General features: G+C 69.9%; 18 protein-coding genes, 2 tRNA genes and 1 pseudogene. 16 read left to right on the top strand and 5 right to left on the bottom strand.

The genetic code is table 11. The features are described from left to right. Positions 1-247: 247 nt before the first annotated feature. A complete protein-coding gene (locus tag IE262_RS13535; protein ID WP_004002642.1) occupies positions 248-661 on the bottom strand; it encodes an SsgA family sporulation/cell division regulator in 414 nt (137 codons plus the stop codon). Between the two features lie 191 nt (positions 662-852). Here IE262_RS13535 and IE262_RS13530 point away from each other — a divergent pair, with 191 nt between their 5' ends. The 7 genes from IE262_RS13530 (at position 853) to IE262_RS13500 (ending at position 8,674) form a co-directional block, all read left to right on the top strand. Further along, entirely contained in the window at positions 853-1,338 is a 486-nt protein-coding gene (locus tag IE262_RS13530) for a TIGR02611 family protein (RefSeq protein WP_134039111.1), read from the top strand. Positions 1,339-1,413: 75 nt separating this feature from the next. Next, positions 1,414-1,485 (top strand) — tRNA-Val (locus IE262_RS13525). 421 nt (positions 1,486-1,906) lie between these two features. After that, positions 1,907-3,196, top strand: a complete 1,290-nt coding sequence (locus IE262_RS13520) for an ABC transporter substrate-binding protein (RefSeq protein WP_189873769.1) — start codon at positions 1,907-1,909, stop codon at positions 3,194-3,196. Further along, entirely contained in the window at positions 3,196-4,203 is a 1,008-nt protein-coding gene (locus tag IE262_RS13515) for a carbohydrate ABC transporter permease (protein WP_189873767.1), read from the top strand. The genes IE262_RS13520 and IE262_RS13515 overlap by 1 nt, the downstream gene beginning before the upstream one ends. Continuing rightward, positions 4,200-5,093 (top strand): carbohydrate ABC transporter permease, encoded by an 894-nt coding sequence (locus IE262_RS13510; RefSeq protein ID WP_134039108.1) that lies wholly within the window; start codon positions 4,200-4,202, stop codon positions 5,091-5,093. Before IE262_RS13515 ends, IE262_RS13510 begins: the two co-directional genes overlap by 4 nt. 12 nt (positions 5,094-5,105) lie before the next feature. Beyond that, complete coding sequence (locus IE262_RS13505; protein ID WP_134039107.1) at positions 5,106-5,729, top strand: hypothetical protein; 624 nt, start codon at positions 5,106-5,108, stop codon at positions 5,727-5,729. 194 nt (positions 5,730-5,923) lie between these two features. Beyond that, positions 5,924-8,674, top strand: coding sequence for an exo-rhamnogalacturonan lyase family protein (locus IE262_RS13500; protein WP_134039106.1), 2,751 nt, complete (start codon positions 5,924-5,926; stop codon positions 8,672-8,674). Positions 8,675-8,911: 237 nt separating this feature from the next. Here the strand turns inward: IE262_RS13500 and IE262_RS13495 are convergent, their stop codons facing one another. Further along, positions 8,912-11,392 carry an SCO7613 C-terminal domain-containing membrane protein gene (locus IE262_RS13495; protein WP_189873765.1) on the bottom strand — a complete coding sequence of 827 codons (2,481 nt, stop codon included), beginning with the start codon at positions 11,390-11,392 and terminating at the stop codon, positions 8,912-8,914. Positions 11,393-11,494: 102 nt separating this feature from the next. On the opposite strand from IE262_RS13495, the gene IE262_RS13490 reads away from it, so the two are divergent. Both IE262_RS13490 and IE262_RS13485 read left to right on the top strand, forming a co-directional pair. Continuing rightward, positions 11,495-11,953, top strand: a complete 459-nt coding sequence (locus IE262_RS13490) for an SRPBCC family protein (RefSeq protein WP_189873763.1) — start codon at positions 11,495-11,497, stop codon at positions 11,951-11,953. 39 nt (positions 11,954-11,992) lie between these two features. Further along, a tRNA-Val gene (locus tag IE262_RS13485) sits at positions 11,993-12,064 on the top strand. Between the two features lie 135 nt (positions 12,065-12,199). On the opposite strand, the gene IE262_RS13480 is transcribed toward IE262_RS13485, so the two are convergent. After that, the gene (locus IE262_RS13480; protein WP_134039103.1) at positions 12,200-12,925 is read right to left on the bottom strand and encodes a 3'-5' exonuclease; all 726 of its coding nucleotides are present in this window, start codon (positions 12,923-12,925) and stop codon (positions 12,200-12,202) included. Between the two features lie 170 nt (positions 12,926-13,095). Here IE262_RS13480 and IE262_RS13475 point away from each other — a divergent pair, with 170 nt between their 5' ends. From IE262_RS13475 to IE262_RS13460, 4 genes are all read left to right on the top strand, one after another. Further along, positions 13,096-13,662 (top strand): DUF4365 domain-containing protein, encoded by a 567-nt coding sequence (locus tag IE262_RS13475; protein ID WP_189873761.1) that lies wholly within the window; start codon positions 13,096-13,098, stop codon positions 13,660-13,662. Next, the gene (locus IE262_RS13470; protein WP_189873759.1) at positions 13,659-14,903 is read left to right on the top strand and encodes a hypothetical protein; all 1,245 of its coding nucleotides are present in this window, start codon (positions 13,659-13,661) and stop codon (positions 14,901-14,903) included. Before IE262_RS13475 ends, IE262_RS13470 begins: the two co-directional genes overlap by 4 nt. A 105-nt stretch (positions 14,904-15,008) precedes the next feature. Next, positions 15,009-16,985, top strand: coding sequence for a threonine--tRNA ligase (thrS, locus tag IE262_RS13465; protein WP_189873757.1), 1,977 nt, complete (start codon positions 15,009-15,011; stop codon positions 16,983-16,985). Between the two features lie 120 nt (positions 16,986-17,105). Beyond that, positions 17,106-17,666: an HIT family protein gene (locus IE262_RS13460; protein ID WP_134039100.1), complete on the top strand. Its 561-nt coding sequence runs from the start codon at positions 17,106-17,108 to the stop codon at positions 17,664-17,666. Between the two features lie 40 nt (positions 17,667-17,706). On the opposite strand, the gene IE262_RS13455 is transcribed toward IE262_RS13460, so the two are convergent. Together IE262_RS13455 and IE262_RS13450 are read right to left on the bottom strand one after the other, a co-directional pair. Beyond that, positions 17,707-19,380: an AbeC-like domain-containing protein gene (locus IE262_RS13455; RefSeq protein WP_189873755.1), complete on the bottom strand. Its 1,674-nt coding sequence runs from the start codon at positions 19,378-19,380 to the stop codon at positions 17,707-17,709. A gap of 275 nt (positions 19,381-19,655) precedes the next feature. Further along, a complete protein-coding gene (locus IE262_RS13450; protein WP_134039098.1) occupies positions 19,656-21,851 on the bottom strand; it encodes an elongation factor G-like protein EF-G2 in 2,196 nt (731 codons plus the stop codon). A gap of 250 nt (positions 21,852-22,101) precedes the next feature. Here IE262_RS13450 and pgsA point away from each other — a divergent pair. The 3 genes and pseudogenes from pgsA to IE262_RS13435 all read left to right on the top strand — a co-directional run bounded on the left by pgsA (position 22,102) and on the right by IE262_RS13435 (position 24,951). Next, positions 22,102-22,847 (top strand): annotated as a pseudogene (pgsA, locus tag IE262_RS13445) (phosphatidylinositol phosphate synthase). After that, on the top strand, positions 22,844-23,794 hold the full coding sequence (locus IE262_RS13440) for a phosphatidylinositol mannoside acyltransferase (RefSeq protein ID WP_189873751.1): 951 nt from the start codon (positions 22,844-22,846) through the stop codon (positions 23,792-23,794). The pseudogene pgsA and the gene IE262_RS13440 overlap by 4 nt, the downstream one beginning before the upstream one ends. Continuing rightward, the gene (locus IE262_RS13435) at positions 23,791-24,951 is read left to right on the top strand and encodes a glycosyltransferase family 4 protein (protein ID WP_134039095.1); all 1,161 of its coding nucleotides are present in this window, start codon (positions 23,791-23,793) and stop codon (positions 24,949-24,951) included. The genes IE262_RS13440 and IE262_RS13435 overlap by 4 nt, the downstream gene beginning before the upstream one ends.

Here is a 24,951-nt window from a genome sequence, read left to right as displayed (position 1 = left end):
TTTCCAGTCCGTCGCGGAACGTCACTGACCGGCACTCCGTGCGACATTTGTACGTACGGTGACAGGTGGCAGCCGTACGCGCCGCACCCGTACACGCCGCAGCACCGGTAGGCGCTGCGCGCACAGACACCGGCGCCCCCGCGCGGAGCTCCGCGGCGACGGTGCCGGTGAGTGCCCTATGAGGTTGTCCTGGCCCGAGCCGTCTCCCCGAGTGGACGGCGCCGGGCGGCTTTGTGGGAGCCTCGCCCTAACTTTCCGCCAGGATGTGCGAGAGCTCCTGATCGAGGTCGAAGTGCCGGTGCTCCGTGCCGGGCGGCACGGCGGCGTCTGTCCGCTTCAGAAACGATTCCAGGGCCCGCGCGGGGGCCTCCAGCAGTGCCTCGCCCTCCGGCGAGCTCAGGGCGATACACACGACGCCCTGACCGTGGCTCCGGGACGGCCAGACGCGGACGTCTCCGGTGCCGGTGGGTCGGTGGAGCCCTTCGGCGAGGAGGTCGCGGGCGAACACCCACTCGACGGTCTCCTCGGCTCCGGTATGGAAGGTGGCGTGCACGGCGTAGGGATCGGCCGTGTCATACCGCAGTCCCGCGGGAACAGGCAGTGAGGACTCGCTCGACACAACGAGGCGCAGGTGCAGCTCGCAGCTGACCGTGGTGTTCATAAGCGCCAGGGCCTTTCGCTCAGTGTGCGCTCGGGGATTCGCACGTCGGCGAAATCGACATGCCACCTACGGTGCCGTTGTAAACCCCTCTGAGTGTTTTGCATAGCTTTTGGTAGCTCATCCGGCCGAGAGTGTGTTTGCCGGATACGACCATTCCGGTGACCGGTTTCTCTCGGGTAGGGTTTGGACGTATGGATACGGGGAGTGGCGAGGTGGGGGAGGTCGCTGTGGCGGCCGACGGAATGAAAAGCGGCACGGCCGACGTACCCAGGAGTCAGACCGACGCGAAGGCGGGCGGGGAGGCGGTCCGCGGATCCCGTGCCCCGGAATTCATCAAGGCCCGGCGGATGCTGCACCTGAGCTGGCAGGTGGGTGTCTTCATCCTCGGGCTCGCTGTCGTGGTGGCGGGCGTGATCATGCTGCCGTTGCCCGGTCCCGGCTGGGTGGTGATCTTCTGCGGCATGGCGATCTGGGCGACCGAGTTCGTCTGGGCGCAGTTGGTGCTCCGCTGGACGAAGCGCAAGGTGACCGAGGCGGCGCAGCGGGCCCTCGACCCCGAAGTGCGGCGTCGCAACATCATCCTGACGACGATCGGCCTCGTGATCATGGCTGTGCTGGTCGGCATCTACCTCTGGAAGTTCGGCTTCGAGATGCCCTGGAACATCGAGGACCAGTGACCGAGCGGTGATCCGGCGCTACTCCGGTGGTGGTCGGAGGCATCCCTGACATGGGGTAATGTTCTTCCTGCGCCCGGGCGATTAGCTCAGCGGGAGAGCGCTTCGTTCACACCGAAGAGGTCACTGGTTCGAACCCAGTATCGCCCACATGATCGGTAAACGACCCGGTCCACGGTTTCCGTGGGCCGGGTCGTTGCGTTACGGAGAGTGCACCGCCCGGGGTTCACTGCCTGGGGCAGTCGTCTTGTGGGGCTGGTGTGACCGGCGAGGTCTTCGGTCGTGCGTCACTGTCGGCCGGCCATCGTCGGTCGGCGTCCACCGCTCCGTCCCCGGGTCCCGGCGGCCTTCCCCTCCGAACCGCTCGCCCCACCCGCTACTACCACCCACCCCGACCTGCACACCCCGCCCCCACCGCACCCCGACCGAGACGCCCGAGCGAGCACCCCCGCTTTCCATCAATTCCTGTCCGAATCATTGACGCGCCGGGAGGGCCTCCGTAGCTTGTGCCAGCAAGCGCTTACTTGAAACGATTCATGAGGCGGACGCAACGCCGCGGGGAGGCTCAGCCATGCAGCACCACCAGAAAGTTGAGAGACGAACCATCCTCAAGGCGGCCGGCGCCTCACTGGCCGTCGCGGGGCTCGGGGCGACGGCCACGGCCTGCGGCGGCGACAGCGGTTCGGGGGACGGGACGGTGACGATCCGTTACGCCTGGTGGGGAGCCGAGGACCGCGCCGAGAGAATCAACAAGACCATCAAGCTCTTCGAGAAGAAGTACCCGAAGATCAAGGTGAAAACGGACTTCCAGCCCTACACGGACTTCTGGAAGAAGTTCAACACCCAGGCCTCCGGCGGAAATCCGCCGGATGTCTTCCAGAATGCCATCGGGTTCCTGCGCAAATACGACGCCAAGAATGTGCTGCTCGACCTCAGCGAGCAGGTCAAGGCAGGCAATCTGTCGATGGACGGCTTCCGGGCCGGGCTGGACAAGTTCGGTGAGATCGACGGCAAGCTCCTCGGGGTTCCGGTCGGCTCCAACTCGATGGCGTTGGTGATCGACAAGCCCGTCTACACGAAGGCCGGGGTCAAGCCGGAACAAGGCTGGACCTGGGACGACTTCGACGCGGCGATGAAGAACATCCGTGACAAGACGGGACGCGCCGGTGACAGCGGCATGTACGGGGTCATGTATCTCTACGACCTCTACCTGCGTCAGAACGGCAAGGCGTTCTTCACCGAGGACGGGCTCGGGTTCAGCGAGGCGGATCTGACGGACTGGTGGACGAAGGCGAAGAAGGGCGTCGAGGAGGGCGTCTACACCGACGCCAAGAAGGTCGCCCAGATCAAGCCCAAGTCGGCGGTCGCCGCGGAGATCGCCGCCGGTGAGTTCACCTGGGACAACTTCACCGTGCGCTACACCGCCGAGGGCAAGAGCGAGTACGGCCTGGCCCCCATCCCGACGACGGACGGCAAGAAGACCGGCCAGTACCTCGGCTCCCTCATGCTCAGCGCCTCCAAGCGAACCCAGCACCCCAAGGAAGTCGCCCAGTTCATCGACTTCATGGTCCATGATCCCGAGGTCGCCAAGATCATGGGCTACGACCGCGGAGTGCCCGCGACCCAGGCCCAGTACGACGCGTTCAAGCCGACCGACGAGGTCAACAAGGCGATAGCCGCCTACGAGGAGTCCCTCGTCGCGGCGGGTGTCCTGGAACCCATCACCCCGCACCCGAACGGCGCGGACATCTGTGAGGCCGCGTTCCTGCGGATAGCCGAGGAACTCGCCCTGGGCAAGCGCTCGGTGGACGACGCCGTCAAGCAGTTCTTCACCGAGTCGAAGACGGCTCTCGGCAGCTGATGGGAACCACCGTGACACACGCCCCCGCGAGGGAGGGCCTGTCCAAGGGCAACGGCCCCCAGCCGCGGCACGGTCCGGTCAAGTCCTCGCGCCCCGCCGCCCTCAAGCGGCGGGGCCGCCGGGAGAACCTGGCCGGCTACCTCTTCATGTCCCCGTGGATCGCGGGCTTCCTGCTGCTGACCGCGGGCCCGATGGTCGCCTCGCTCTACTTCGCCTTCACCGACTACAACCTCTTCGACGCGCCCCGGTGGATCGGTCTCGACAACTTCTCCGAGATGTTCGGCGACCCCCGCTGGCAGCACTCGGTGCGGGTGACGTTGTGGTACGTCGTCGTCGGTACGCCGCTGAAGCTGCTCGCGGCCCTCGGGGTGGCGCTGCTCCTGGCCCAGCCGCGGCGCGGGCAGGCCTTCTACCGGGCCGCCTTCTACGCGCCGTCGCTGATCGGGGCGAGCGTGTCCATCGCGATCGTCTGGAAGGCGATCTTCTCGGACGACGCGATCGTCGACCGTACGCAGAAGCTCTTCGGGCTGAACGTCGGCGGCTGGACCGGCGACCCGGACATGATCATCTACAGCCTGGTGGCGCTCACCGTCTGGCAGTTCGGCGCCCCCATGGTCATCTTCCTGGCCGGCCTCAAGCAGGTCCCGCGCGAGCTGTACGAGGCGGCCGAGGTCGACGGGGCGGGCAAGCTGCGGCGGTTCTGGAACATCACGCTGCCGATGATTTCCCCGGTTCTGTTCTTCAACGTCCTGCTGGAGACCATTCACTCCTTCCAGATCTTCAGCTCGGCGTACATCGTCGGCGGCGGAGCCGGAGGCAATGCCTGTGGTCCCGCGGACGGTTCGATGGTCTACACCTGCTACCTCTACGTCCAGGGCTTCGAGAACAGCCGGATGGGCCTGGCCTCCGCCATGGCCTGGATGCTGCTCGTCGCGGTCGCCCTGGTGACGGCGGTGCTGTTCTGGTCCCAGAAGCGCTGGGTGCACTACGAGGAGGGCGCCCGATGAGTGCGCAGGCCACCGACATCACGCCGGCCGCGTCCACGAGGGCGGGCGGCCTCCGGCGCAGGCTGCCCGGTTCCGTCGTCTGGCACATCGGCTCCCTCGCGATCCTCGCGGTGATCCTCTATCCGGTGATCTGGGTCATCGGTGGCTCGTTCAAGCGGAGCGAGGACATCGTCGGCAGCCTGGACCTCTTCCCGGGCGCCCCGGTCACCTCGAACTACTCGCGGCTCACCGAGGGCATCGCGGACATCTCGATCTCCACGTTCTTCCTCAATTCGCTGACGCTCGCGGTCGGTTCCGTGATCGGCATCCTGGTGTCGTGCTCGCTGACGGCGTACGCCTTCGCGAGGATCAGGTTCGCGGGCCGCAACCTGCTGTTCACGCTGATGATCGGCACGCTGCTGTTGCCGTACCACGTGCTGCTGATCCCGCAGTACGTGTTGTTCCGCAACATGGAAATGATCAACACGTACACCCCGCTCCTGCTGCCGAAGTACCTGGCCACAGAGGCGTTCTTCGTCTTCCTGATGATGCAGTTCATCCGCAACCTGCCCAAGGAACTCGACGAGGCGGCCCGCCTCGACGGCTGCGGGCATCTGCGCATCTACTGGTCGATCGTGCTCCCGCTGTGCCGTCCGGCCCTGATCACCAGCGCGATCTTCACCTTCATCAACGCGTGGAACGACTTCATGGGACCGTTGATCTACCTCAACGAGCCCGACAAGTACACGGTCTCCCTCGGTCTGAAGATGTTCGTGGACCAGGAGGGCGTGGCCGACTACGGCGGCATGATCGCCATGTCCCTCGTCGCCCTCCTGCCGGTACTCGCCTTCTTCCTCGCCTTCCAGCGTTATCTGATCGACGGTATGGCCACGTCCGGTCTGAAGGGCTGAGGTGAGCTGACCATGGCGCAGGCATCCGCGAAGGCCTCCACCGAGGCCAAGGGCAAGGAATCCACGGCACGGAGTGAATCCCTGCTCGGCGAGCGGTTCGCGCTGTTCGCCGAATGTCTTCTCACCGGCGTGTGGATCGCGGCGGTCTCGCTGCCGCTCGTCACCTACCCCGCCGCGTTCGCCGCCGGGGCGCGGCATCTGCGGCGGCGCATCGCCCATGAGGGCGGCGGCTGGCGGGAGTTCATGGCGGACTTCCTGTCGGCCGTGCGCGGTGGGTGGGCCGCCGGACTCCTGGGCTGGGCCGCCGCGGCAGCGGTCTGGGTGGATGTGCAGGCCGTACGGGCCGGGCTCCCCGGAGGGCCGCTCGTGGGTGCCGTCGGTGTGTTCGCGCTGATCGGCCTCACCGTCGCCGGACTGCGTGCGGCGGCGGTGTGGCAGCCTACCGCCTCCTGGTGGACGCTGCTCGCGGACGCCGGGCGGCGGACCGTGCTCGACCCGGCCGGATCGTTCCTGCTCGTTGGCGGACTGGCAGTGGTCGCCGGATCCGCCTGGTTCGTCGCGCCGCTGGCGGTACCGGTACTCGGGGCCGTCGCGGCGGCGGCCGTCGCCGTGGAGGAGCGGTACCGGCGCCGCTGAACCCGGTGCTCAGCGGGGCGTCGCCCGGCGCCCCCCGTACCGGGGGTGGCGTCCGGACTACAGCCCCCGCTGTTCCGTCTGTCCTGTCCTGCGTATGTCATGGCCTGATCATTCGCCTGACCATGACGACCACCCGAATGCCCCTGACCGCTCGTCGGAAAGTTTCCCGCACGGAAAGGAAAGGCTGAACTCTGATGTCTCCCATCCCCCGCAGGTCCCTTCTCAAGGCGGCCGCGGTCGCCGGAGCCGCCGCCCAGTTCAGCTGGGCACTCGGCACGAACGCACAGGCCGCCACCAGAGCCGATGCAGAGGCGGCGGACGCGGACCCCGTGACCCTGGACTGGCTGGAGGACGGCGGACTGGGCGCCGCGCCCGGGTCGACCGTGGGTGTGCCATGGCCCAAGGGCGCCTACGAGAAGGAACAGGCGTTCTCCCTGACGAACGCGGACGGCAAGGAGATCCCCGTCCAGTCCTGGCCCATCGGTTACTGGCCCGACGGCTCCCTGAAGTGGACCGCCCACGCGGTCGGCACGGGCGCCGGTTCCGGGAAACTCACCCTCACCGCGGGCACCCCCGCAGCCCCCGAGAAGAAGGTCACCGTCGACCGGAGCGGCGGCACCATCGACGTGTCGACCGGCGTCATCACCGCGAAGATCGGCACGAGCGGCTCCACGCTCGTGAAGTCGGTCCTGCGCGGTGCGACGGAGATCGCCGGCACCGGCCGTCTTGTACTGCTGCGACAGCCCGAGATCGAGGACGGCGACCAGGGCACGGAGAAGTACGAGCGGTTCGAGAGCGTCATCGGTGAGGCCGTGGTCGAGCAGGACGGTCCGGTCCGTGCGGTCGTCCGTATCGACGGCAAGCACCGCAAGGGCGACCGCAGTTGGCTGCCCTTCTCGGTCCGGCTCTACTTCTACGCGGGCGCCGAGTCGTTCCGCATGGTGCACACCATCACGTACGACGGCAACCAGGAGCCCGGCAAGGCCGGCGGCGACTTCATCCGCGGCATCGGCGTGCGGTTCAAGGTGCCGATGCGCGACGCCGCCTACGACCGTCACATCCGCATCGGCGGTGAGGGCACCGGTCTGCTGCGCGAGGCCGTCAAGGGCATCACCGGCCTGCGCCGCGACCCCGGAGAGGCCGTCCGCACGGCCCAGTTCGAGGGCAGGAAACTGCCCGACCCGTCCACCTGGGACCAGCGGGTCACCACCCGGCTCCAGTACATCCCCGAGTGGGGCGACTTCACCCTCTCCCAGCTCTCTGCCGACGGCTTCACGGTCCGCAAGCGCACCAAGAAGGGCCACGGCTGGATCGGCGCGGGCGGCGGCCGGCGGGCGAGCGGCTTCGGATACGTGGGCGGCGCGAGCGGCGGGTTCGCCTTCGGCCTCAGGGACTTCTGGGAGAAGTTCCCCGCCCAGCTCGACATCCGGGGCGCCCACACCGACACGGCCGAGGTCACCCTCTGGCTCTGGTCACCCGAGGCGCAGCCCATGGACCTGCGCTTCTACCACGACGGCATGGGCCAGGACACGTACCCCGAGCAGCTCGAAGGCCTCAACATCACCTATGAGGACTACGAACCCGAGTTCGGCACTCCCTACGGCATCGCCCGCACCAGCGAACTACTCTTCTGGGCCCACGAGTCCACGCCCAGCGCCGAGGCGCTGGCCCAGCAGGTGGCGGCCGTGCGCACGCCCCCGCAGCTCGCCGCCCCGCCCAAGCAGCTCATCAAGGCAGGCGTCTTCGGCAGGCTCTTCTCCGAGCCGGACCGCTCCACCGCCGCCAAGGCGAAGATCGAGAACCATCTCGACTTCCTCTTCACCTACTACAAGGACCAGGTGGAGCAGCGCCGTTGGTACGGCTTCTGGGACTACGGCGACATCATGCACAGCTACGACCCCAGCCGCCACCAGTGGTGCTACGACGTCGGCGGCTACGCCTGGGACAACTCCGAGCTCTCGCCCGACCTGTGGCTCTGGTTCGCGTACATGCGCTCCGGCCGCGCCGACATCTTCCGCTTCGCCGAGGCCATGACCCGGCACACCGGCGAGGTCGACGTCTACCACCTCGGCAAATGGGCCGGGCTCGGCACCCGCCACGGAGTCCAGCACTACGCGGACAGCGCCAAGCAGCAGCGCATCGCCAACACCACCTACCGCCGCTACTACTACTTCCTCACCGCCGACGAACGCGTCGGCGACCTCATGCACGCCAACGTCGACTCCGACGAGACGTTCCTCGTCCTCGACCCCATCCGCAAGATCCGCACCGAGCCCTACACCCCGGACCGCAACGCCCTCTCCATCGGCTTCGGCACCGACTGGAGCGGCCTGGTCTCCGCCTGGCTCACCGAGTGGGAACGCCGCGGCCCCAAGTGGGAGAAGGCAAAGGCACGCGTCCTGTCCACCATGGAGACCATCGCCGCCCAGCCCAACGGCTTCGTCCAGGGCAGCGCGCTGTACGACCTGGACACCGGGAAGTTCGCCATCGACAAGGAGGCCAAGGTCAGCGTCTCCCACCTCTCCTCCATGTTCGGCCTGGTCGAGATGTGCGCCGAGCTCATCGACCAGATCGACATGCCGAAGTTCAAGGAGGCGTGGATCGACTACTGCCGCTACTTCAACGCCACGAAGGCCGAGCAGAAGGCCCGCTACGGTTCCGACTTCGGCTCCCTGCTGCTCTTCCAGGGCCACTCACGTCAGGACGCGTACGCCGCCGTCCAGGCCGGCGACGAGAAGCTGGCGGCCCGTGCGTGGCGGCAGTTCTACAACAGCGCCGACACCTGGGACTACAAGGAGTCCACGGACTGGTCCACGAAGAAGATCGAGGGCCCGACGGCGTTGGTGCCCGGCAGTGAGGCGGCGTGGGTGTCGACCAACGCCACGGCACTGTACGGGCTGGCGGCGATCCAGAACCTGGCATTGGTCGGCGACAAGATGCCGTAACCGAGCTCCGCTGGGGGCGCGGCGCCCCTAGGGCTTGTTTCGAAAGTCCCGCCTGCCGCCCGGCGTCTGGCACGCTCCCCCACTGCCTTAAGGGCGTGGGAGGTACCCCCACTCGCCGCACCGGGCGAAAGCCCAAGTACATCCAGTACGAGGGCTTCCGCCCGGCACGGCGAGAGCACGCACCAGACGCCGCTCGGCCCGCCCTCCGGGCGGACGACGGGACTTTCGAAACAAGCCCTAGCGGAAGCGCCCCAGCACCTCCCGCACGCGTCGTGCGTCGCGCAGCCGCTGCTCGTACGTGGCACCCAGTGCGAGCAGCGCCAGACCGGCGAGTGCGGGAGGTACCCAACGGGGCAGCGCGCCGACGACCTGGGCGATGTACGGGGCGAGTTCGTGCAGTGCGACCAGGGTGAGCACCGTGCCGCCGAGGACGAGCGGTGCCTGGAGGTGGTGCCGTGCGCCGAGGAGGGTGACGGCGAGCGCCGCCGCGCCCAGCAGCAGGGGGCGCGGCCAGTCCGAGTCGCCCCACGCCGCGAGCAGGCTCGGCACGAGGGTGACGGTCAGCCCGGGGCCGTACGCCGTCCAGGACGAGACGCGCGGGTCGCGCCGCCGGCGCACGACCCCGAGCAACAGAGCGGGGACGGTCACGGGCAGCGTGTATGCCTCCGGGGTGCCCACGCCCCAGGACGCCAGACGGACCCAGGCGGCCAGGAGGAACAGGGCGGCGGCCACGTAGCCGACGTGCCGCCGGTCCGGGCGGAGCGCGGTGCCCGAGGCGACGACTCCGCCGAGTCCGAGCACCAGGGCCAGTACCGGCGGGTCGGTGGACGCGAGCCCGATGGCCAGGAGGCCCGCGCCGGCACCGGTCACCTCGACGGGCACGGTCATGGAGGAGCCCTCCAGGCGGGCCGCGACGACCGCCGCGACGACCGGGACGGCGAGGACGAGCAGCGCGGTGTGCTGCGGCTGCCAGTCCGCGGCCGCGCCGATCGCGCAGGTGAGGGCCGTGGCATACGCAAGTGAGGCGGGCGCGCACCACAACCACACCCCCGACTCCCGCCGCCAGGCAGCCGCCGCCGCGAACACGACCACCAACACCGCGAGCACGACGAGTGTCGCCGTACGAGAGGCAAGGGCGACGCAGGCGAGGCTGAGGGAGGTGACCAGGGCGAGGACCACTGCGGTGGCGGCCAGCGGGGGCCGCACGGGCGCGGCGCCCTCGTCCGGCTTCTCTGGTGCCTCCAGCCGCGGCGCCGCCCCCGCGAACGCCAACACGGCCACGACCACGAAACCCTGCACCACCATCCCCACGGCGTACGGGAGTTCCAGTACCGCAGGGACCACGAACGCCGCCGCCACCCCCAGCGTGAGGGCGGCCATCAATGCCTGCCCTCGCCACGCGGTGTCCCGGCCGGCGACAACCAGCACTCCGGCCACGACGGCGAGCACCAGCGGTCCGGTGGCCGAATGCGCGGGCCACGGGAGGTCCGTCGTGACCGCCGCCCGGGCATCCTCGGGCGCCGCGGACCAGATCCGCTCCACCCAGCCGAGCGGCCCCACGAGCACGAGCGCGACGAGAGGCAGTGCCCAGGCCACCGCGAGCGCCTGCACGCATCCGGACGCCGCGGCCAGTCCGCGCCGTACGGGGTCGGGAAGGCGCATCCGTACGACGGCGAGCAGCGCCACCCCGCACAGCAGACAGCCCGGAACCGTCCATGCGCCGGGCAGCGACACCCTCAGCACCCCGCCCACCGCGGCGACCAGGAGCAGGCCCCCGGTCAGGGCGGTACCGAGGGCGAGCTTCGGCTCCGGGGCGTGCCAGGCGGCGGTCAGCGCGATCACCGCGGCGAAGGCGAGGAGCCCCGCCGCAGGGGCGGCGGAACTCGGGTCGGACGCGTTCCAGGAGAGCCATCCGGCCGCCAGAACACCCCAGGCTCCCATGCCGGCCGAGGCGGCCGCGGCGGCGATCCGCACCGGCTTCAGGGACACCAGGAGCGCGACAGCCGTGTCGGCCGCCGCGGTGGCCAGCACGGCCGCCGTGATCGTGACCGGACCGGCGTCCCTCGCGACCGCCCAGAGAAGCAAGGGGAGTTGGGCGGCGAGCAGCGCGAGAGGGAGCGGCAGCCGGAGCAGGACGGGACCGGTGGGCGACCGGTGGGGCTCCTCGCCCTCGGCCCGCCCCGCCGGTTCCGTGGACACCAGCACGCCGATCCCCACGCCGTACGCCGCCCACACCCCGGCCAGCACCGCCGACGCCGCCGCGGCGTAGCCGGTGCCCTGCACTGACGTGAACGTGACCTCGTGCAGCGCGTACGCGTCCAGCACCGTCAGCGCCAGCCCGAGGCCGGCCACCGCCTCCGCGGTCGAACGCAGCCCGTGCCGGAGCAACGGCAGCGGCACGCCCAGGGCCGCCAGCGTGACCGCGCCGAGCACCAGCGCGCGCCCGGCGATCCCCATGTGACCCCAGCTGACCAGCGTGAACGCGATCGCTGCGACCGTCAGGAGGAGGCCGCCGAGGACCAGCAGCACGTTCTGGACGCTGGGCGCCGTCGCCTCGGTCCTCCGAGCGGGCGGTGCGAGTGGCGCGGGCGGCGCCGCGTACAGCGTGTTCACCAGCCAGGCCCGGCGGGCCAGCAACACGGCGCGGCGAGCGTCGAGTTGGCGCAGCTCGGCATCGAGGATCCGCAGCTCCTCGGCCGGAGGCGGAGAGTTCGTCATGCCGAGGAGTGTGGGTCACGTCACAGCGCACGGCATGAGTGCGCGTACTCAGAAGGTACTCAGATACCGCACGGTGCCCCTCCCCGTGGGCACACTCCGACCATGGACTGGAGTCACTACCGCTTCCGCACCCTGTGGGCCCTGCCCATGCCGCCCGCCACCGTGTACGAGGTGCTGGAGCGGGCCGAGGACTACCCCCGGTGGTGGCCGCAGGTGCGCGAGGTGACCCGCCTCGGCGACAGGACCGCTCTGCTGCGCATCCGGTCCGCGCTGCCGTACGACCTGAGGTTCACCGGCCGGGAGGTGCGGCGCGATCCGGTGGCCGGCGTGCTGGAGATGGAGATGACCGGGGACCTCGACGGCTGGGCGCGGTGGACCCTCACCCTCGCCGGTACCGGCACCCTCGCCCGCTATGACCAGGAGGTCCATGTGACCAAGCCCCTGATGAGGCGGCTGGCCGTGCCAGGTCGCCCCGTCTTCCGTGCCAACCACGCGCTGATGATGCGCGCGGGGAGGCGGGGGCTCCTCGCCTACCTGGAGGAGGGGCACCGAGCGGTTTGAACCAAACGCTCGGGGGCCTGTATTGTTCAGTCCGTTCCCGGGCGATTAGCTCAGTGGGAGAGCGCTTCGTTCACACCGAAGAGGTCACTGGTTCGAACCCAGTATCGCCCACCGTTTCGATGGCGGCTCGTGCCTGCGTACAGCGCAGGCCGAGTCGCCATCGTCGTGTTCTGTGCGGCTTCGCCGCACGCGGCGGGCTTCGCCACCCGCACCCCCTCGGCTCGTGGTCGTCCTGCGCTGAGAAGCTCACGCCGCCGCCGGCAGATCCGGCCGTAGCGGCCACGCCGGGTCCACCTCCTCCTCCGTACCGCTGCGCGCGAACCACGCCTGAAGGCCGCGTGCCTGTGCCGCGTGCCACACCGCCTGCAGAGTGTGCAGCTCGGCGGGGGAGAGGCGTTCGAGCCGGGCCGCGAAACGGCGCCCCACCGCCCGTACGACATCCATCGCGGCCAGCGCGTCCGCGGCCGCGTCGTGCGCGCCCTCCAGGGCGACGCCGTAGTGCCCGCACAGGTCGGTCAGGGTCCGGCGGCCCTTGCGGTAGCGGTCCAGGTGTTTGTCGAGCACGCGCGGGTCCAGCACGTGCAGGGGCGACGACTCGAACCAGTGGGAGAGGCACGACGCGCGGTGGCGGCGCAACTCCCGGTCCAGGAGCGTCAGATCGAAGGGAGCGTTCATCACGACGAGCGGCCGGCCCCGCACGGCCTGCTCCGCCAGCTCCTTGGCTATCTCCTCCATCACCGGTGACGGCCAGCGGCCGTTGCGCTGCAGGTGATCCTCCGTCAGTCCGTGCACCGCCGTCGCCGCGGCGGGCACCGGCACACCCGGGTTCACCAGCCATCGTGTCACCCTCGGCCGGGCGCCGGGCGCGTCCTGGACGACGACGGCCGCCGACACGATCCGGTCGGTCTCGACGTCCACGCCCGTGGTCTCCGTGTCGAACGCGGCCAGGGGTCCCTCGTACCAGTACGCCATACGCACACAACTCCTCGTTCACCCTCGGCAGTTGACGCACCGTCCCCTGCCCGATCCGGTGATACCCGGGCTGTTTGCGCCATACGCCGGAAGGAGACAACAGAAGTACGGGTCTTTGCAGTTCAGGGGCCTGTGTCAGGAACTCACATTGCACTGGAAGGCTGTCGGGCATGGCGATCGCACAGCCCGAACAAGGCGGGCTGCTGCCGCAGCGGACCGCCCCGCATCGAGGCACACTCGCCACCACCGCGTGCATGGAGACACTCCAGGTGGGCTATCTGCACGCCGTGGCTGCGGCCGCGGGCTGTTCCCTCTCCCAGCCCTTTCCGGACAACGGCATCGACTGGCACGTCAGCCACAGCGCCCCCGGGCACACGGTCGACGACGAAGTCACCATCAAGGTGCAGCTCAAGTGCACGTATCAGATCCCCCCGAACCCGGCGGGCCCGGCCTTCTCCTTCACGCTCGACAACGAACACCTGGCGAAGCTCGCCCGCACCCCGGTCTCGGTGCACAAGATCCTCGTGGTGATGCTCGTGCCCCGCTCCCAGGACGACTGGCTGCGCGCCGGCCACCACCGCCTGGACCTGCGGCACTGCTGCTACTGGATCAACCTCGCCGGGCACCCGATCACCGGCCGGCACAGGACCAACGTGCGCATACCGACCTCGCGCATCTTCGACGACCGTGCGCTCTGCGAGATCATGACGCGGGTCGGAACGGGAGGCAGACCGTGACGCACCGCCCCATCGACGAATCCCTCCCCGGCGACGAACCCCTCAGGCCGGTCCGGCCCCATCCCGTCGACACCGTCCCGCCCCTGCCGCCCGAGCCCGGCCGGGTCGACCCGGCGGTCCTCGGCACCCTCCTCCACCGGCACGGCTGGCAGCGACGCGGCGGAGCCGCCGGACGCTACGGCCGCTGGACCCCACCCGGACCCGGCGGCGCCGGTACGAGCCTGCTCGTGCCCGAGAACCGCGCCTTCCCCGACAGCGACGACCTGCTCGGCGAGGCACTCGACGCGCTCTCCCGCAGCGGATCCCCGTCCGCCCGCGACATCCTCCTCGCCCTCTCCGTCCCCAGCGACGAGATCCGCTGGTGGCGGGACGTCCCGACCGGCCCCCTCGGCCCCGCGCCCTGGACGGTCGAGGACCAGCTGCGCAACGCCGCCCGCCAGATGCTGCTCGCGGGCGCGCTCGCCACACGCGCGCGTGCGGGCTACTACGGTGCCCGGCACCGCCGACCGGCGGCCATGTCCCTGGAGAACGTCCTCGTCGGCACCGCTCCCGACGGGCGCCGCATCACCGCCTTCGTCCCCGTCACCACCGGCCGCCCCCTCGCCGTACGCCTCCACCAGGCGCTGTACGCGGCCCGCGAGGCCGTCGACTACCGGCGCGCCACCGGCGGCATGGACGCCTTCGACAGCGCCGTCGAGGCAGGCGTCAGCCACGAACTCACCGAGTCCCTGGCCGCCCTCGTCCGGGGCACCGAGGGCGCACGCATCGCCGTCGAATGGGCACCCGCCGCGGGCGTTCCCGAGGGCTGTGCCACCCACCCGGAGCCTGTCGAGTTCTCCCCGGGTGACCTGCCCGCGCTGCGCGAGGCCGCGTCCCGCTACCTGCGCGAGGAACCCTCGGTGTCCGTACGCCTCACCGGAGCCGTCGTACGGATGCGCCGCTCGGGACCGCGCGGCCAGGGCACCGTGCGCCTGCGCGTCCTCGCCGGGGCCGAGGTGTCGCACGTTCGCATGACACTGGACGAGGAGTCGTACCGGATCGCGGGCCACGCCCATCTCGTCGGACTGCCCGTACGCGTACACGGCAGGCTGGAGCGCCGGGGCGGGTTCCGCCGCCTCACCGACGCCTCCGGGGTCGTCCCCGTGCAGGTCGACGAGGCGGAGCGGGACCGGCTCATGAAGTCGCTGCAGGAGACCGCCGAGACGATGGCCTTCTTCGAGGAGGCGTGCGGCGGGGAGTGAGACGGGTCTGTGATAACCGTTTCGCAGAGGGCACCCCGGGCTCGGTACGATTCCTGTCTGCGTACGCGGACGCGTACGCACTCACCCATCAGGCAGGAGAGACCGGTGTCAGACGTCCGTGTGATCATCCAACGCGATTCCGAGCGGGAAGAGCGCGTGGTGACGACGGGCACTACGGCCGCCGACCTCTTCGCCGGCGAGCGCAGCATCGTCGCGGCCCGCGTGGGCGCCGAACTCAAGGACCTCGCGTACGAGGTGAAGGACGGCGAGACCGTCGAAGGAGTGGAGATCTCCTCCGAGGACGGCCTGAACATCCTGCGGCACTCGACGGCGCATGTGATGGCGCAGGCCGTGCAGGAGCTGTTCCCCGAGGCCAAGCTGGGCATCGGGCCGCCCGTCAAGGACGGCTTCTACTACGACTTCGACGTCGAGAAGCCGTTCACCCCAGAGGATCTCAAGGCCATCGAGAAGAAGATGCAGGAGATCCAAAAGCGCGGCCAGCGCTTCTCGCGTCGCGTCGTCACCGATGAGTCCGCCCGTGAGGAGCTGGCGGACGAGCCGTACAAGCTGGAGCTGATCGGTCTCAAGGGCTCGGCATCCTCCGACGACGGCGCGGACGTCGAGGTGGGCGCCGGTGAGCTGACCATCTACGACAACCTGGACGCCAAGACCGGCGAGCTGTGCTGGAAGGACCTCTGCCGGGGCCCCCACCTGCCCACCACCCGCACCATCCCCGCGTTCAAGCTGATGCGCAACGCCGCCGCGTACTGGCGCGGCAGCGAGAAGAACCCCATGCTCCAGCGCATCTACGGCACCGCCTGGCCCTCCAAGGACGAGCTGAAGGCGCACCTCGACTTCCTCGCCGAGGCCGAGAAGCGCGACCACCGCAAGCTGGGCAACGAGCTGGACCTGTTCTCCATCCCCGACGAGATCGGCTCCGGCCTCGCCGTCTTCCACCCCAAGGGCGGCATCATCCGCCGGGTCATGGAGGACTACTCGCGCCGTCGGCACGAGGAGGAGGGCTACGAGTTCGTCTACACCCCGCACGCCACGAAGGGGAAGCTCTTCGAGGTCTCGGGCCACCTGGACTGGTACGCCGACGGCATGTACCCGCCCATGCAGCTCGACGAGGGCGTGGATTACTACCTCAAGCCCATGAACTGCCCGATGCACAACCTGATCTTCGACGCGCGCGGCCGCTCGTACCGTGAACTGCCGCTGCGCCTCTTCGAGTTCGGGACAGTGTACCGGTACGAGAAGTCGGGCGTCGTGCACGGTCTCACCCGTGCCCGCGGCTTCACCCAGGACGACGCGCACATCTACTGCACCAAGGAGCAGATGGCGGACGAGCTCGAAAAGACGCTCACGTTCGTCCTGAACCTGCTGCGCGACTACGGCCTCACGGACTTCTACCTGGAGCTGTCCACCAAGGACCCGGAGAAGTTCGTCGGCTCGGACGAGGCGTGGGAAGAGGCCACCGAAACCCTGCGGAAGGTCGCCGAGAAGCAGGGCCTCCCGCTGGTCCCGGACCCGGGCGGCGCCGCCTTCTACGGGCCGAAGATCTCCGTGCAGTGCAAGGACGCCATCGGCCGCACCTGGCAGATGTCGACGGTCCAGCTCGACTTCAACCTGCCGGAGCGCTTCGACCTGGAGTACACCGCCCCGGACGGCTCCAAGCAGCGCCCGGTCATGATCCACCGAGCGCTGTTCGGCTCGATCGAGCGGTTCTTCGCGGTGCTCCTTGAGCACTACGCGGGCGCCTTCCCGGCCTGGCTGGCACCCGTCCAGGCCGTCGGCATCCCGATCGGCGACGCGCACGTGGAGTACCTGGAGAAGTTCGCCGCCGCAGCGAAGCGCAAGGGCCTGCGCGTCGAGGTCGACTCCTCCTCCGACCGCATGCAGAAGAAGATCCGCAACGCCCAGAAGGCGAAGGTGCCCTTCATGGTCATCGCCGGCGACGAGGACATGACCCACGGCGCCGTCTCCTTCCGCTACCGCGACGGCTCGCAGGAGAACGGCATCCCGGTGGACGAGGCGATCGCCAAGATCGCGCAGGTCGTGGAGGACCGCGTCCAGGTCTGACCCGAGAGCGCACCCGTACGGAAGGCCCCCGGAGCCCAGTCGCTCCGGGGGCCTTCCCTCGTGGTCCGCGTCTCGCGGTCCTCCCCGCCCCGGCGACCCGCTCCGTGCGCGTGAAGCCATATGCTGCACAGCATGACGAGTGAGCCGGAGCAGCAGATCGGAGTGGGGACGCAGGACGCGTTCCAGCGCCTGTGGACGCCCCACCGGATGGCATACATCCAGGGCGAGAACAAGCCCACCGGTCCGGGGGCCGACGACGGCTGCCCGTTCTGCTCGATCCCGGCCAAGTCCGACGAGGACGGCCTGATCATCAGGCGCGGGGAGCATGTGTACGCGGTGCTCAACCTGTACCCGTACAACGGCGGCCACCTGATGGTCGTGCCCTACCGCCACGTCGCCGACTACACGGACCTCACCGCGGCGGAGACCGCCGAACTCGCCGAGCTGACCAAACAGGCCATGACCGCCCTGCGCACCGCCTCCGGCGCCCATGGCTTCAACATCGGCATGAACCAGGGCGGGGTCGCCGGTGCCGGCATCGCCGCGCATCTCCACCAGCACGTCGTGCCCCGCTGGGGCGGCGACACCAACTTCATGCCGGTGGTCGGCCACACCAAGGTGCTGCCACAGCTCCTGGCCGACACCCGCGACATGCTGGCGCAGGCCTGGCCGGCAGGCTGAGGCCGGGCTCGCCCCCGTCCCGGCCGGCCGCCGCCAGGCACTACGCGTCGTACACGTCCGCCTTGCGCGGTGTCGGGTCCTGGACGGCCGTGCTGAGGAACGAGGACCGGTCACCGAACTTCTCGGTGTTCACGCCGTTCTCCGCAAGGACCTTGATCGCCGCCGAGTGCACCACGCGCAGCACGGGAGTCGCGGCGCGCAACGCGTCGTCCGCCATGAACCGGTGCCGCCACGGCTGGTCGGCCCACGCGTGCCGCATCCCGAACGGCTCGGGCAGCGACATGGACCCGCCGAGCCAGTTCAGCAGAGGCGGATACCAGGTCAGCGGTGCCCGCGCGGCGAGCCGCACGACCTCGTCCGTGTCGACCAGCGGGAGCTTCACCTTCCGGGTCTCCCAGAACCTGATCGACTTCTGGACCGACTTCTCCTTCGCGGCCGGCTTGTTGTTGAACAGCCCGTGCACCGGCCCGAGCGCATGCCCGGTCACCTCGATGCGCAGCGTGTGGTGCAGCACGGTCACGTTGATCATCATCGTGATGATCAACTGGCCGTCCCAGAGCGTCCACTGCACGCCCAGGTAGTGCCGGTTCCCTTGGCCGAACTGCTGCTTGTTGCAGATCTCCTGTATCGCGTGGGTCTTGAACTGGTACGCGTCGATGTCCTCGCCGTCGGGCCGCGACACCTCACCCGCGCCCTCCGCGATCGGACTGACGATCCAGTGCTTGATCGACGGGGCCGGGAAGCCGCCGGTGTTCAGCGGCCCGCGCTCCAGCATGCGCAACTGGTCGTGGATGGACCGGATGACGTCCCAGCTGCGGAACGGATGGATCTCCTTGCCGGGGTCGGCCGGTACCAGATCCTCGGCGAGCTGCCAGCTGCCCCAGCGGGTCCCCATGCCGAGGATGCCCTTGGGACCGGCGTAGAAGACAAGGTTGGAGCGCTGCTCCGCGCTGAGCCGGGCGAGCTCCTTGCGCAGCTGCTCGGCCTTGCTTTCGCCCGGACTGCCGGGCACCGCCTCGGGGATCTTGGCGCCGATGCCGCCGCCCGACAGCAGGCCCTCCCAGCGCTCGCGCAGGTCCTTCGCCGTGCGCTCACAGATCTGCTTGGCCCAGAACCAGCCGACGACGGGCAGTACGAGGCACGCGCGCGCGTACCACGCCCAGAAGCCGGTGAACGGCAACCGGAGCAGGACGATCACGGCGAGGATCCCCACGGCCACGAGCAGCACGGTGGCAAGGGTGCCTGCCCGCTTGTCGTCGCGCTTGGCGACCGTCGTCCTGATCTGGAAGACCAGCAGCCAGAGCAGGAGCCCCGGCAGGAACAACAGGCCGCACAGCACCATCACCGCCGTGAGCCAGTTGTCCCGCTCGCGGCGGATGCGGATGGCCGCGAGGCTGTGCTCGACGACGACCTGCGGCTCCATGCCGAAGGACTGGATGAGCGCCTTGCGGCCGGCGCCGAGCGTGCGGTCCCGCACCGCCAGCGAGAAGGCCTCACCGAGGTTGGGCCGGAAGATCGTCGCCCACTTGCGGCCTTCACTGACCGTGGACTTGTGCCACTCGTTGTTCGCCTTGAGGATCTCCGCGACCTCGTTGTCCCGGTAGGCGGCGGACGCCAGCGCGAACGTCGCCGCCGTCTGCCCCGCGGTGCCCGTGAGCGGCACCTGCGCACCGGGAGAGAAATCAAATCCGTCGTCCGCCACCGCCGCCCCCATCGCCACAGTTCCGCTTCTGCGGCCTTCCCGACTTCTGTGCTCCGCACACCTGTTGATCAGGTCATCGCCAGGATCACGGCATGATCGGGCCACAACTCGATCAGGTGATCAGCGTATCCGCACCCACCGACATCCGTCACCGGACTGCGAAAGCTGCCCACCACAAGGCGGTTGAGCGAACCGCCCGCCATCCGCCCGAACCACCCCGACCGCCGGGCGGCCCCGGTCCGGGGCCCCGGCGGCCCGTCGCCGAACTCGTCGAAATTGCCGAACTGTCAGCCCTCCTTCGCCTGTTCACGGACCTTCTCGGCGATCTGGGGCGGCATCGGCTCGTGCCGGGCGTAGGTGCGGTTGAAGCGCGCGGTGCCGTGGGAGATCGAGCGCAGATCGACGGCGTACCGTCCGATCTCGATCTCCGGCACCTCGGCCCGTACGAGCGTCCGCCCGCCACCGGCCTGCTCGGTGCCGACGACGCGGCCGCGGCGCCCGGACAGATCGCTCATGACGGACCCCACGTAGTCGTCGCCGACCAGGACAGCCACCTCGGCGACCGGCTCCAGGAGATGGATCCGCGCATCGGCCGCGGCCTCGCGCAGCGCCAGCGCTCCGGCTGTCTGGAAAGCCGCGTCCGAGGAGTCCACGGAGTGCGCCTTGCCGTCGAGCAGGGTGACCCGTACGTCGATGAGCGGGTAACCGGCGGCGACGCCCCTGGCGGCCTGGGCCCGCACGCCCTTCTCGACCGAGGGGATGAACTGCCGCGGCACGGCACCGCCGACGACCTTGTCCACGAACTCGATGCCCGAGCCACCCGGCAGCGGCTCCACCTCGATCTCGCAGATCGCGTACTGCCCGTGCCCGCCGGACTGCTTCACATGACGGCCCCGGCCCCCCGACTTGTCCGCGAACGTCTCCCGTAGGGAGACCTTGTGCGGGACCACGTCGACCTGGACGCCGTACCGGCTGCGCAGCCGTTCCAGCGCCACGTCGGCGTGCGCCTCGCCCAGGCACCAGAGCACCACCTGGTGGGTGTCCTGGTTCTGCTCCAGGCGCATGGTGGGGTCCTCGGCGACCAGGCGGGCGAGGCCCTGGGAGAGCTTGTCCTCGTCCGACTTGCTGTGCGCCTGGATGGCCAGCGGCAACAGGGGGTCCGGCATCTCCCACGGCTCCATGAGCAGCGGGTCGTCCTTCGCGGAGAGCGTGTCGCCGGTCTCCGCGCGGTTCAGTTTCGCCACGCACGCCAGGTCGCCCGCTATGCAGTGCGTCAGGGACTGCTGCTGTTTGCCGAACGGCCGGGACAGGGCGCCGATCCGCTCGTCCACATCGTGGTCCTCGTGGCCGCGGTCGGTGAGCCCGTGCCCGGAGACGTGCACCGTCTCGTCGGGACGCAGGGTGCCCGAGAAGACCCGCACCAGCGACAGCCGGCCCACGTAGGGGTCGCTGGCCGTCTTCACGACCTCGGCGACCAGCGGCCCGTCCGGGTCGCAGGTCCTGACCTCGCGGGGCTTGCCGTCCGGTGTGGTGACCGTCGGCGCCTCGTGCTCCAGCGGGGTCGGGAAGCCGCGGGTGATGAGTTCCAGGAGCTCCACCGTGCCGAGGCCCTGCCGGGAGCCGTCGGCCGCGGGGGCGGCGGCCAGCACGGGGAAGAACACCCCGCGCGCGACGGCCCGCTCCAGATCCTCCACGAGCGTCTTGAAGTCGACCGTCTCGCCGCCGAGATAGCGGTCCATGAGGGTCTCGTCCTCGCTCTCGGCGATGATCCCCTCGATCAGCCGGTTGCGGGCCTCCTCGATGAGCGGCAGCTCGCCGGACCCCGGCTCGGATCCCTTGCGCTCACCGGAGGAGTAGTCGAACAACTGCTGCGAGAGCAGCCCGATCAGGCCCGTCACCGGCGCGTGCCCGTCCGGTCCCTGCGGGCCGTGCAGCGGCAGGTAGAGCGGCAGCACGGCGTCGGGGTCGTCCGCGCCGAAGGCCTCAGCGCAGGTCCGGGTCATCTCGTCGAAGTCGGCCCGCGCCGCTTCAAGGTGCGTGATCACGATGGCGCGCGGCATGCCGACCGCCGCGCACTCCTCCCACACCATCCGCGTCGAGCCGTCCACCCCGTCGGCGGCCGAGACGACGAAGAGGGCCGCGTCCGCCGCTCGCAGACCGGCCCTGAGCTCCCCGACGAAGTCGGCGTATCCGGGAGTGTCCAGAAGGTTGATCTTGATCCCGTCCCATTCGACGGGCACCAGGGAGAGCTGCACCGAGCGCTGCTGCCGGTGCTCGATCTCGTCGTAGTCGGAGACGGTGCCGCCGTCCTCCACGCGGCCCGCCCGGTTCACCGCTCCCGCTGTCAGCGCGAGAGCCTCCACCAGCGTCGTCTTGCCCGATCCACTGTGGCCGACCAGCACCACATTCCGTACGGACGCCGGGTGGTCGGCCCCCGTAGCCCTGCCGGCGGCTCCGGGGTGTGCGTTCGCCTTGTCGCCCATGATCCTGCCTCCCGTGCACGGTGAGGTCACTGTGGGCGCGGACGTGCGGATCCGCGTGCGGTGGCGGCTCCGATGACGCCCGCGGTTCTTCGAGCTTTCCACTCCCGTCACGGTGCGTCCATACGGCGGACGTGATCGCGCCGCTCGCGGATCGGTGAACGGGCGCTATCCTCGCGTGACCAGGCCGCTGCCAGGACGTGACACGGGGCCGCGGGCGCCCGTCCGCCGTGCACGCACGCGCGTGACTACGATGGGCCCGCCGGTGGCCAGCAGGGGCCGCACGGCGCACCGACCCTCGGGAAGGCCATGCTGAACAAGTACGCGCGTGCTTTCTTCACGCGTGTCCTCACACCGTTCGCCGCGTTTCTCATCCGCCGCGGGGTCAGCCCCGACACGGTCACCCTCCTCGGCACCGCCGGAGTGGTCGCGGGCGCGTTGGTCTTCTACCCCCGGGGCGAGTTCTTCTGGGGCACGGTCGTCATCACGCTGTTCGTGTTCTCCGACCTGGTCGACGGCAACATGGCCCGCCAGCTGGGCCGCACCAGCCGCTGGGGCGCCTTCCTGGACTCCACGCTCGACCGCGTCGCCGACGGCGCCATCTTCGGCGGCTTCGCGCTCTGGTACGCAGGTCAGGGCGACGACAACATGCTGTGCGCGGTCTCGATCTTCTGCCTGGCGAGCGGCCAGGTGGTGTCGTACACCAAGGCACGCGGGGAATCGATCGGTCTGCCGGTCGCCGTGAACGGGCTGGTGGAGCGCGCCGAGCGGCTGGTGGTCTCCCTGGTCGCGGCCGGTCTCGCGGGCCTGCACACGTTCGGCGTGCCCGGCATCCAGTACCTGCTGCCCGTCGCCCTGTGGATCGTCGCCGTCGGCAGCCTCGTCACACTGATCCAGCGGGTCGTCACGGTACGTCGTGAATCCGCCGAGGCGGAGGCCGCCGAGGACACGGCCCGGAAGAACGAGAACGCCTCGCGGGGGAGTGGGGCGACGTCGTGAGCAACGTGCGGGAGCGGCTGACGGACGCCCTGTACGGTCTCGCCTGGACCACGGTCAGGAAACTCCCCGAGTCCGTCGCGGTACGCCTCGGCCGCACCATCGCCGACGTCACCTGGAAGCAGCGTGGCAAGGGCGTACAGCGGCTGGAGAGCAACTACGCGCGCGTGGTGCCGGGCGCGTCCCCGGAGCGGCTCGCCGAGCTCTCCCGGGCGGGCATGCGCTCGTACCTGCGCTACTGGATGGAGTCGTTCCGCCTCCCCGCGTGGAGCGAGGAACGGATCAGGCGCGGCGTCGAAGTGCAGGACGTGCACCGCATCACCGAGGGTCTCGCCGCAGGCAAGGGCGTCGTCCTCGCGCTGCCGCACCTGGGCAACTGGGACCTCGCGGGAGCCTGGGTCACCACCAAGCTGGAGATTCCCTTCACGACCGTCGCCGAGCGCCTGAAGCCCGAGACGCTGTACGACCGCTTCGTCGCCTACCGCGAGGGCCTCGGCATGGAGGTCCTGCCCCACAACGGCGGCTCCGCCTTCGGCACGCTGGCCCGGCGGCTGCGCGACGGCGGCCTGGTCTGCCTGGTCGCCGACCGCGATCTGTCCGCGTCCGGCGTCGAGGTCGACTTCTTCGGCGAGAAGACCCGGATGCCCGCCGGACCGGCCCTCCTGGCCCAGCAGACCGGCGCGCTCCTGCTCCCCGCGGCGCTCTGGTTCGACGAGACCCCCGTGATGAAAGGCAGAGTGCACCCCCCGATCGCGGTACCCGAGTCAGGTACGCGCCAGGAGAAGACGTCTGTCATGACACAGGCGCTGGCCGATGCCTTCGCCATGGGAATCGCCGACCACCCGGAGGACTGGCACATGCTGCAGCGCCTGTGGCTCGCCGACCTGGATCCCGCCGGCGCCCCCGAGAACCGGGACCCCGCGCGGGCTTCGGGGAAGGAGACCCCGTGAGGATCGGCATCGTCTGCCCGTACTCCTGGGACGTGCCCGGCGGTGTCCAGTTCCACATCCGCGACCTGGCCGAGCACCTCATCCGCCTCGGCCACGAGGTGTCGGTGCTCGCCCCCGCGGACGACGACACACCGCTGCCGCCGTACGTCGTCTCGGCGGGCCGCGCGGTCCCCGTGCCGTACAACGGCTCGGTGGCCCGTCTCAACTTCGGCTTCCTGTCGGCGGCCCGCGTACGGCGCTGGCTGCACGACGGCACGTTCGACGTGATCCACATCCACGAGCCCGCGTCGCCGTCGCTGGGCCTGCTGACGTGCTGGGCCGCGCAGGGCCCGATCGTGGCCACCTTCCACACGTCGAACCCGCGCTCCCGGGCGATGGTCGCCGCGTACTCGATCCTCCAGGCCGCCCTGGAGAAGATCAGCGCACGGATCGCGGTGAGCGAGTACGCCCGGCGCACGCTGGTGGAGCACCTCGGCGGCGACGCCGTGGTCATCCCGAACGGAGTGGATGTCGACTTCTTCGCCGGCGCCAGGCCCAGGGCCGAGTGGCAGGGGGAGACGATCGGCTTCATGGGCCGCATCGACGAGCCCCGCAAGGGACTGCCCGTGCTCATGGGGGCCCTGCCGAAGATCCTCGCCGAACGCCCGGGGACACGGCTCCTGGTCGCCGGGCGCGGGGACGAGGAGGAGGCCGTGGCGAGCCTGCCCAAGGAGATGCGCTCCCGGGTGGAGTTCCTCGGCATGATCAGCGACGAGGACAAGGCGCGCTTCCTGCGCAGTGTCGACCTGTACGTCGCGCCGAACACCGGCGGCGAGAGCTTCGGCATCATCCTGGTCGAGGCCATGTCGGCGGGCGCACCCGTCCTCGCGTCCGACCTCGACGCCTTCGCCCAGGTCCTGGACCAGGGAGCGGCGGGGGAACTGTTCGCCAACGAGGACGCCGACGCGCTGGCCGCCGCGGCCGTGCGGCTGCTCGGCGACCCGAAGCGGCGCGAGGAACTGCGCACCCGGGGCAGCGCGCACGTCCGGCGCTTCGACTGGTCGACCGTCGGCGCGGACATCCTGTCCGTGTACGAGACGGTGACCGACGGGGCGGCCGCCGTCGCCGCCGACGAACGCTCAGGTCTGCGCGCGCGGCTCGGGCTGATACGGGACTGA

Origin of the sequence: Streptomyces bluensis (assembly GCF_014650715.1) — a bacterium.
Lineage (GTDB): Bacteria > Actinomycetota > Actinomycetes > Streptomycetales > Streptomycetaceae > Streptomyces > Streptomyces bluensis.
The sequence above is the reverse complement of the archived record's forward strand: the minus strand, read 5'-3'. Positions and strand labels throughout refer to the sequence as shown.

What these genes read in the sequence shown, in the direction of transcription:
- IE262_RS13535 (WP_004002642.1), bottom strand. Translation starts at nt 661, where the DNA reads ATGAACACCACGGTCAGCTGCGAGCTGCACCTGCGCCTCGTTGTGTCG.
- IE262_RS13530 (WP_134039111.1), top strand. Translation starts at nt 853, where the DNA reads ATGGATACGGGGAGTGGCGAGGTGGGGGAGGTCGCTGTGGCGGCCGAC.
- IE262_RS13520 (WP_189873769.1), top strand. Translation starts at nt 1,907, where the DNA reads ATGCAGCACCACCAGAAAGTTGAGAGACGAACCATCCTCAAGGCGGCC.
- IE262_RS13515 (WP_189873767.1), top strand. Translation starts at nt 3,196, where the DNA reads ATGGGAACCACCGTGACACACGCCCCCGCGAGGGAGGGCCTGTCCAAG.
- IE262_RS13510 (WP_134039108.1), top strand. Translation starts at nt 4,200, where the DNA reads ATGAGTGCGCAGGCCACCGACATCACGCCGGCCGCGTCCACGAGGGCG.
- IE262_RS13505 (WP_134039107.1), top strand. Translation starts at nt 5,106, where the DNA reads ATGGCGCAGGCATCCGCGAAGGCCTCCACCGAGGCCAAGGGCAAGGAA.
- IE262_RS13500 (WP_134039106.1), top strand. Translation starts at nt 5,924, where the DNA reads ATGTCTCCCATCCCCCGCAGGTCCCTTCTCAAGGCGGCCGCGGTCGCC.
- IE262_RS13495 (WP_189873765.1), bottom strand. Translation starts at nt 11,392, where the DNA reads ATGACGAACTCTCCGCCTCCGGCCGAGGAGCTGCGGATCCTCGATGCC.
- IE262_RS13490 (WP_189873763.1), top strand. Translation starts at nt 11,495, where the DNA reads ATGGACTGGAGTCACTACCGCTTCCGCACCCTGTGGGCCCTGCCCATG.
- IE262_RS13480 (WP_134039103.1), bottom strand. Translation starts at nt 12,925, where the DNA reads ATGGCGTACTGGTACGAGGGACCCCTGGCCGCGTTCGACACGGAGACC.
- IE262_RS13475 (WP_189873761.1), top strand. Translation starts at nt 13,096, where the DNA reads ATGGCGATCGCACAGCCCGAACAAGGCGGGCTGCTGCCGCAGCGGACC.
- IE262_RS13460 (WP_134039100.1), top strand. Translation starts at nt 17,106, where the DNA reads ATGCTGCACAGCATGACGAGTGAGCCGGAGCAGCAGATCGGAGTGGGG.
- IE262_RS13455 (WP_189873755.1), bottom strand. Translation starts at nt 19,380, where the DNA reads ATGGGGGCGGCGGTGGCGGACGACGGATTTGATTTCTCTCCCGGTGCG.
- IE262_RS13450 (WP_134039098.1), bottom strand. Translation starts at nt 21,851, where the DNA reads ATGGGCGACAAGGCGAACGCACACCCCGGAGCCGCCGGCAGGGCTACG.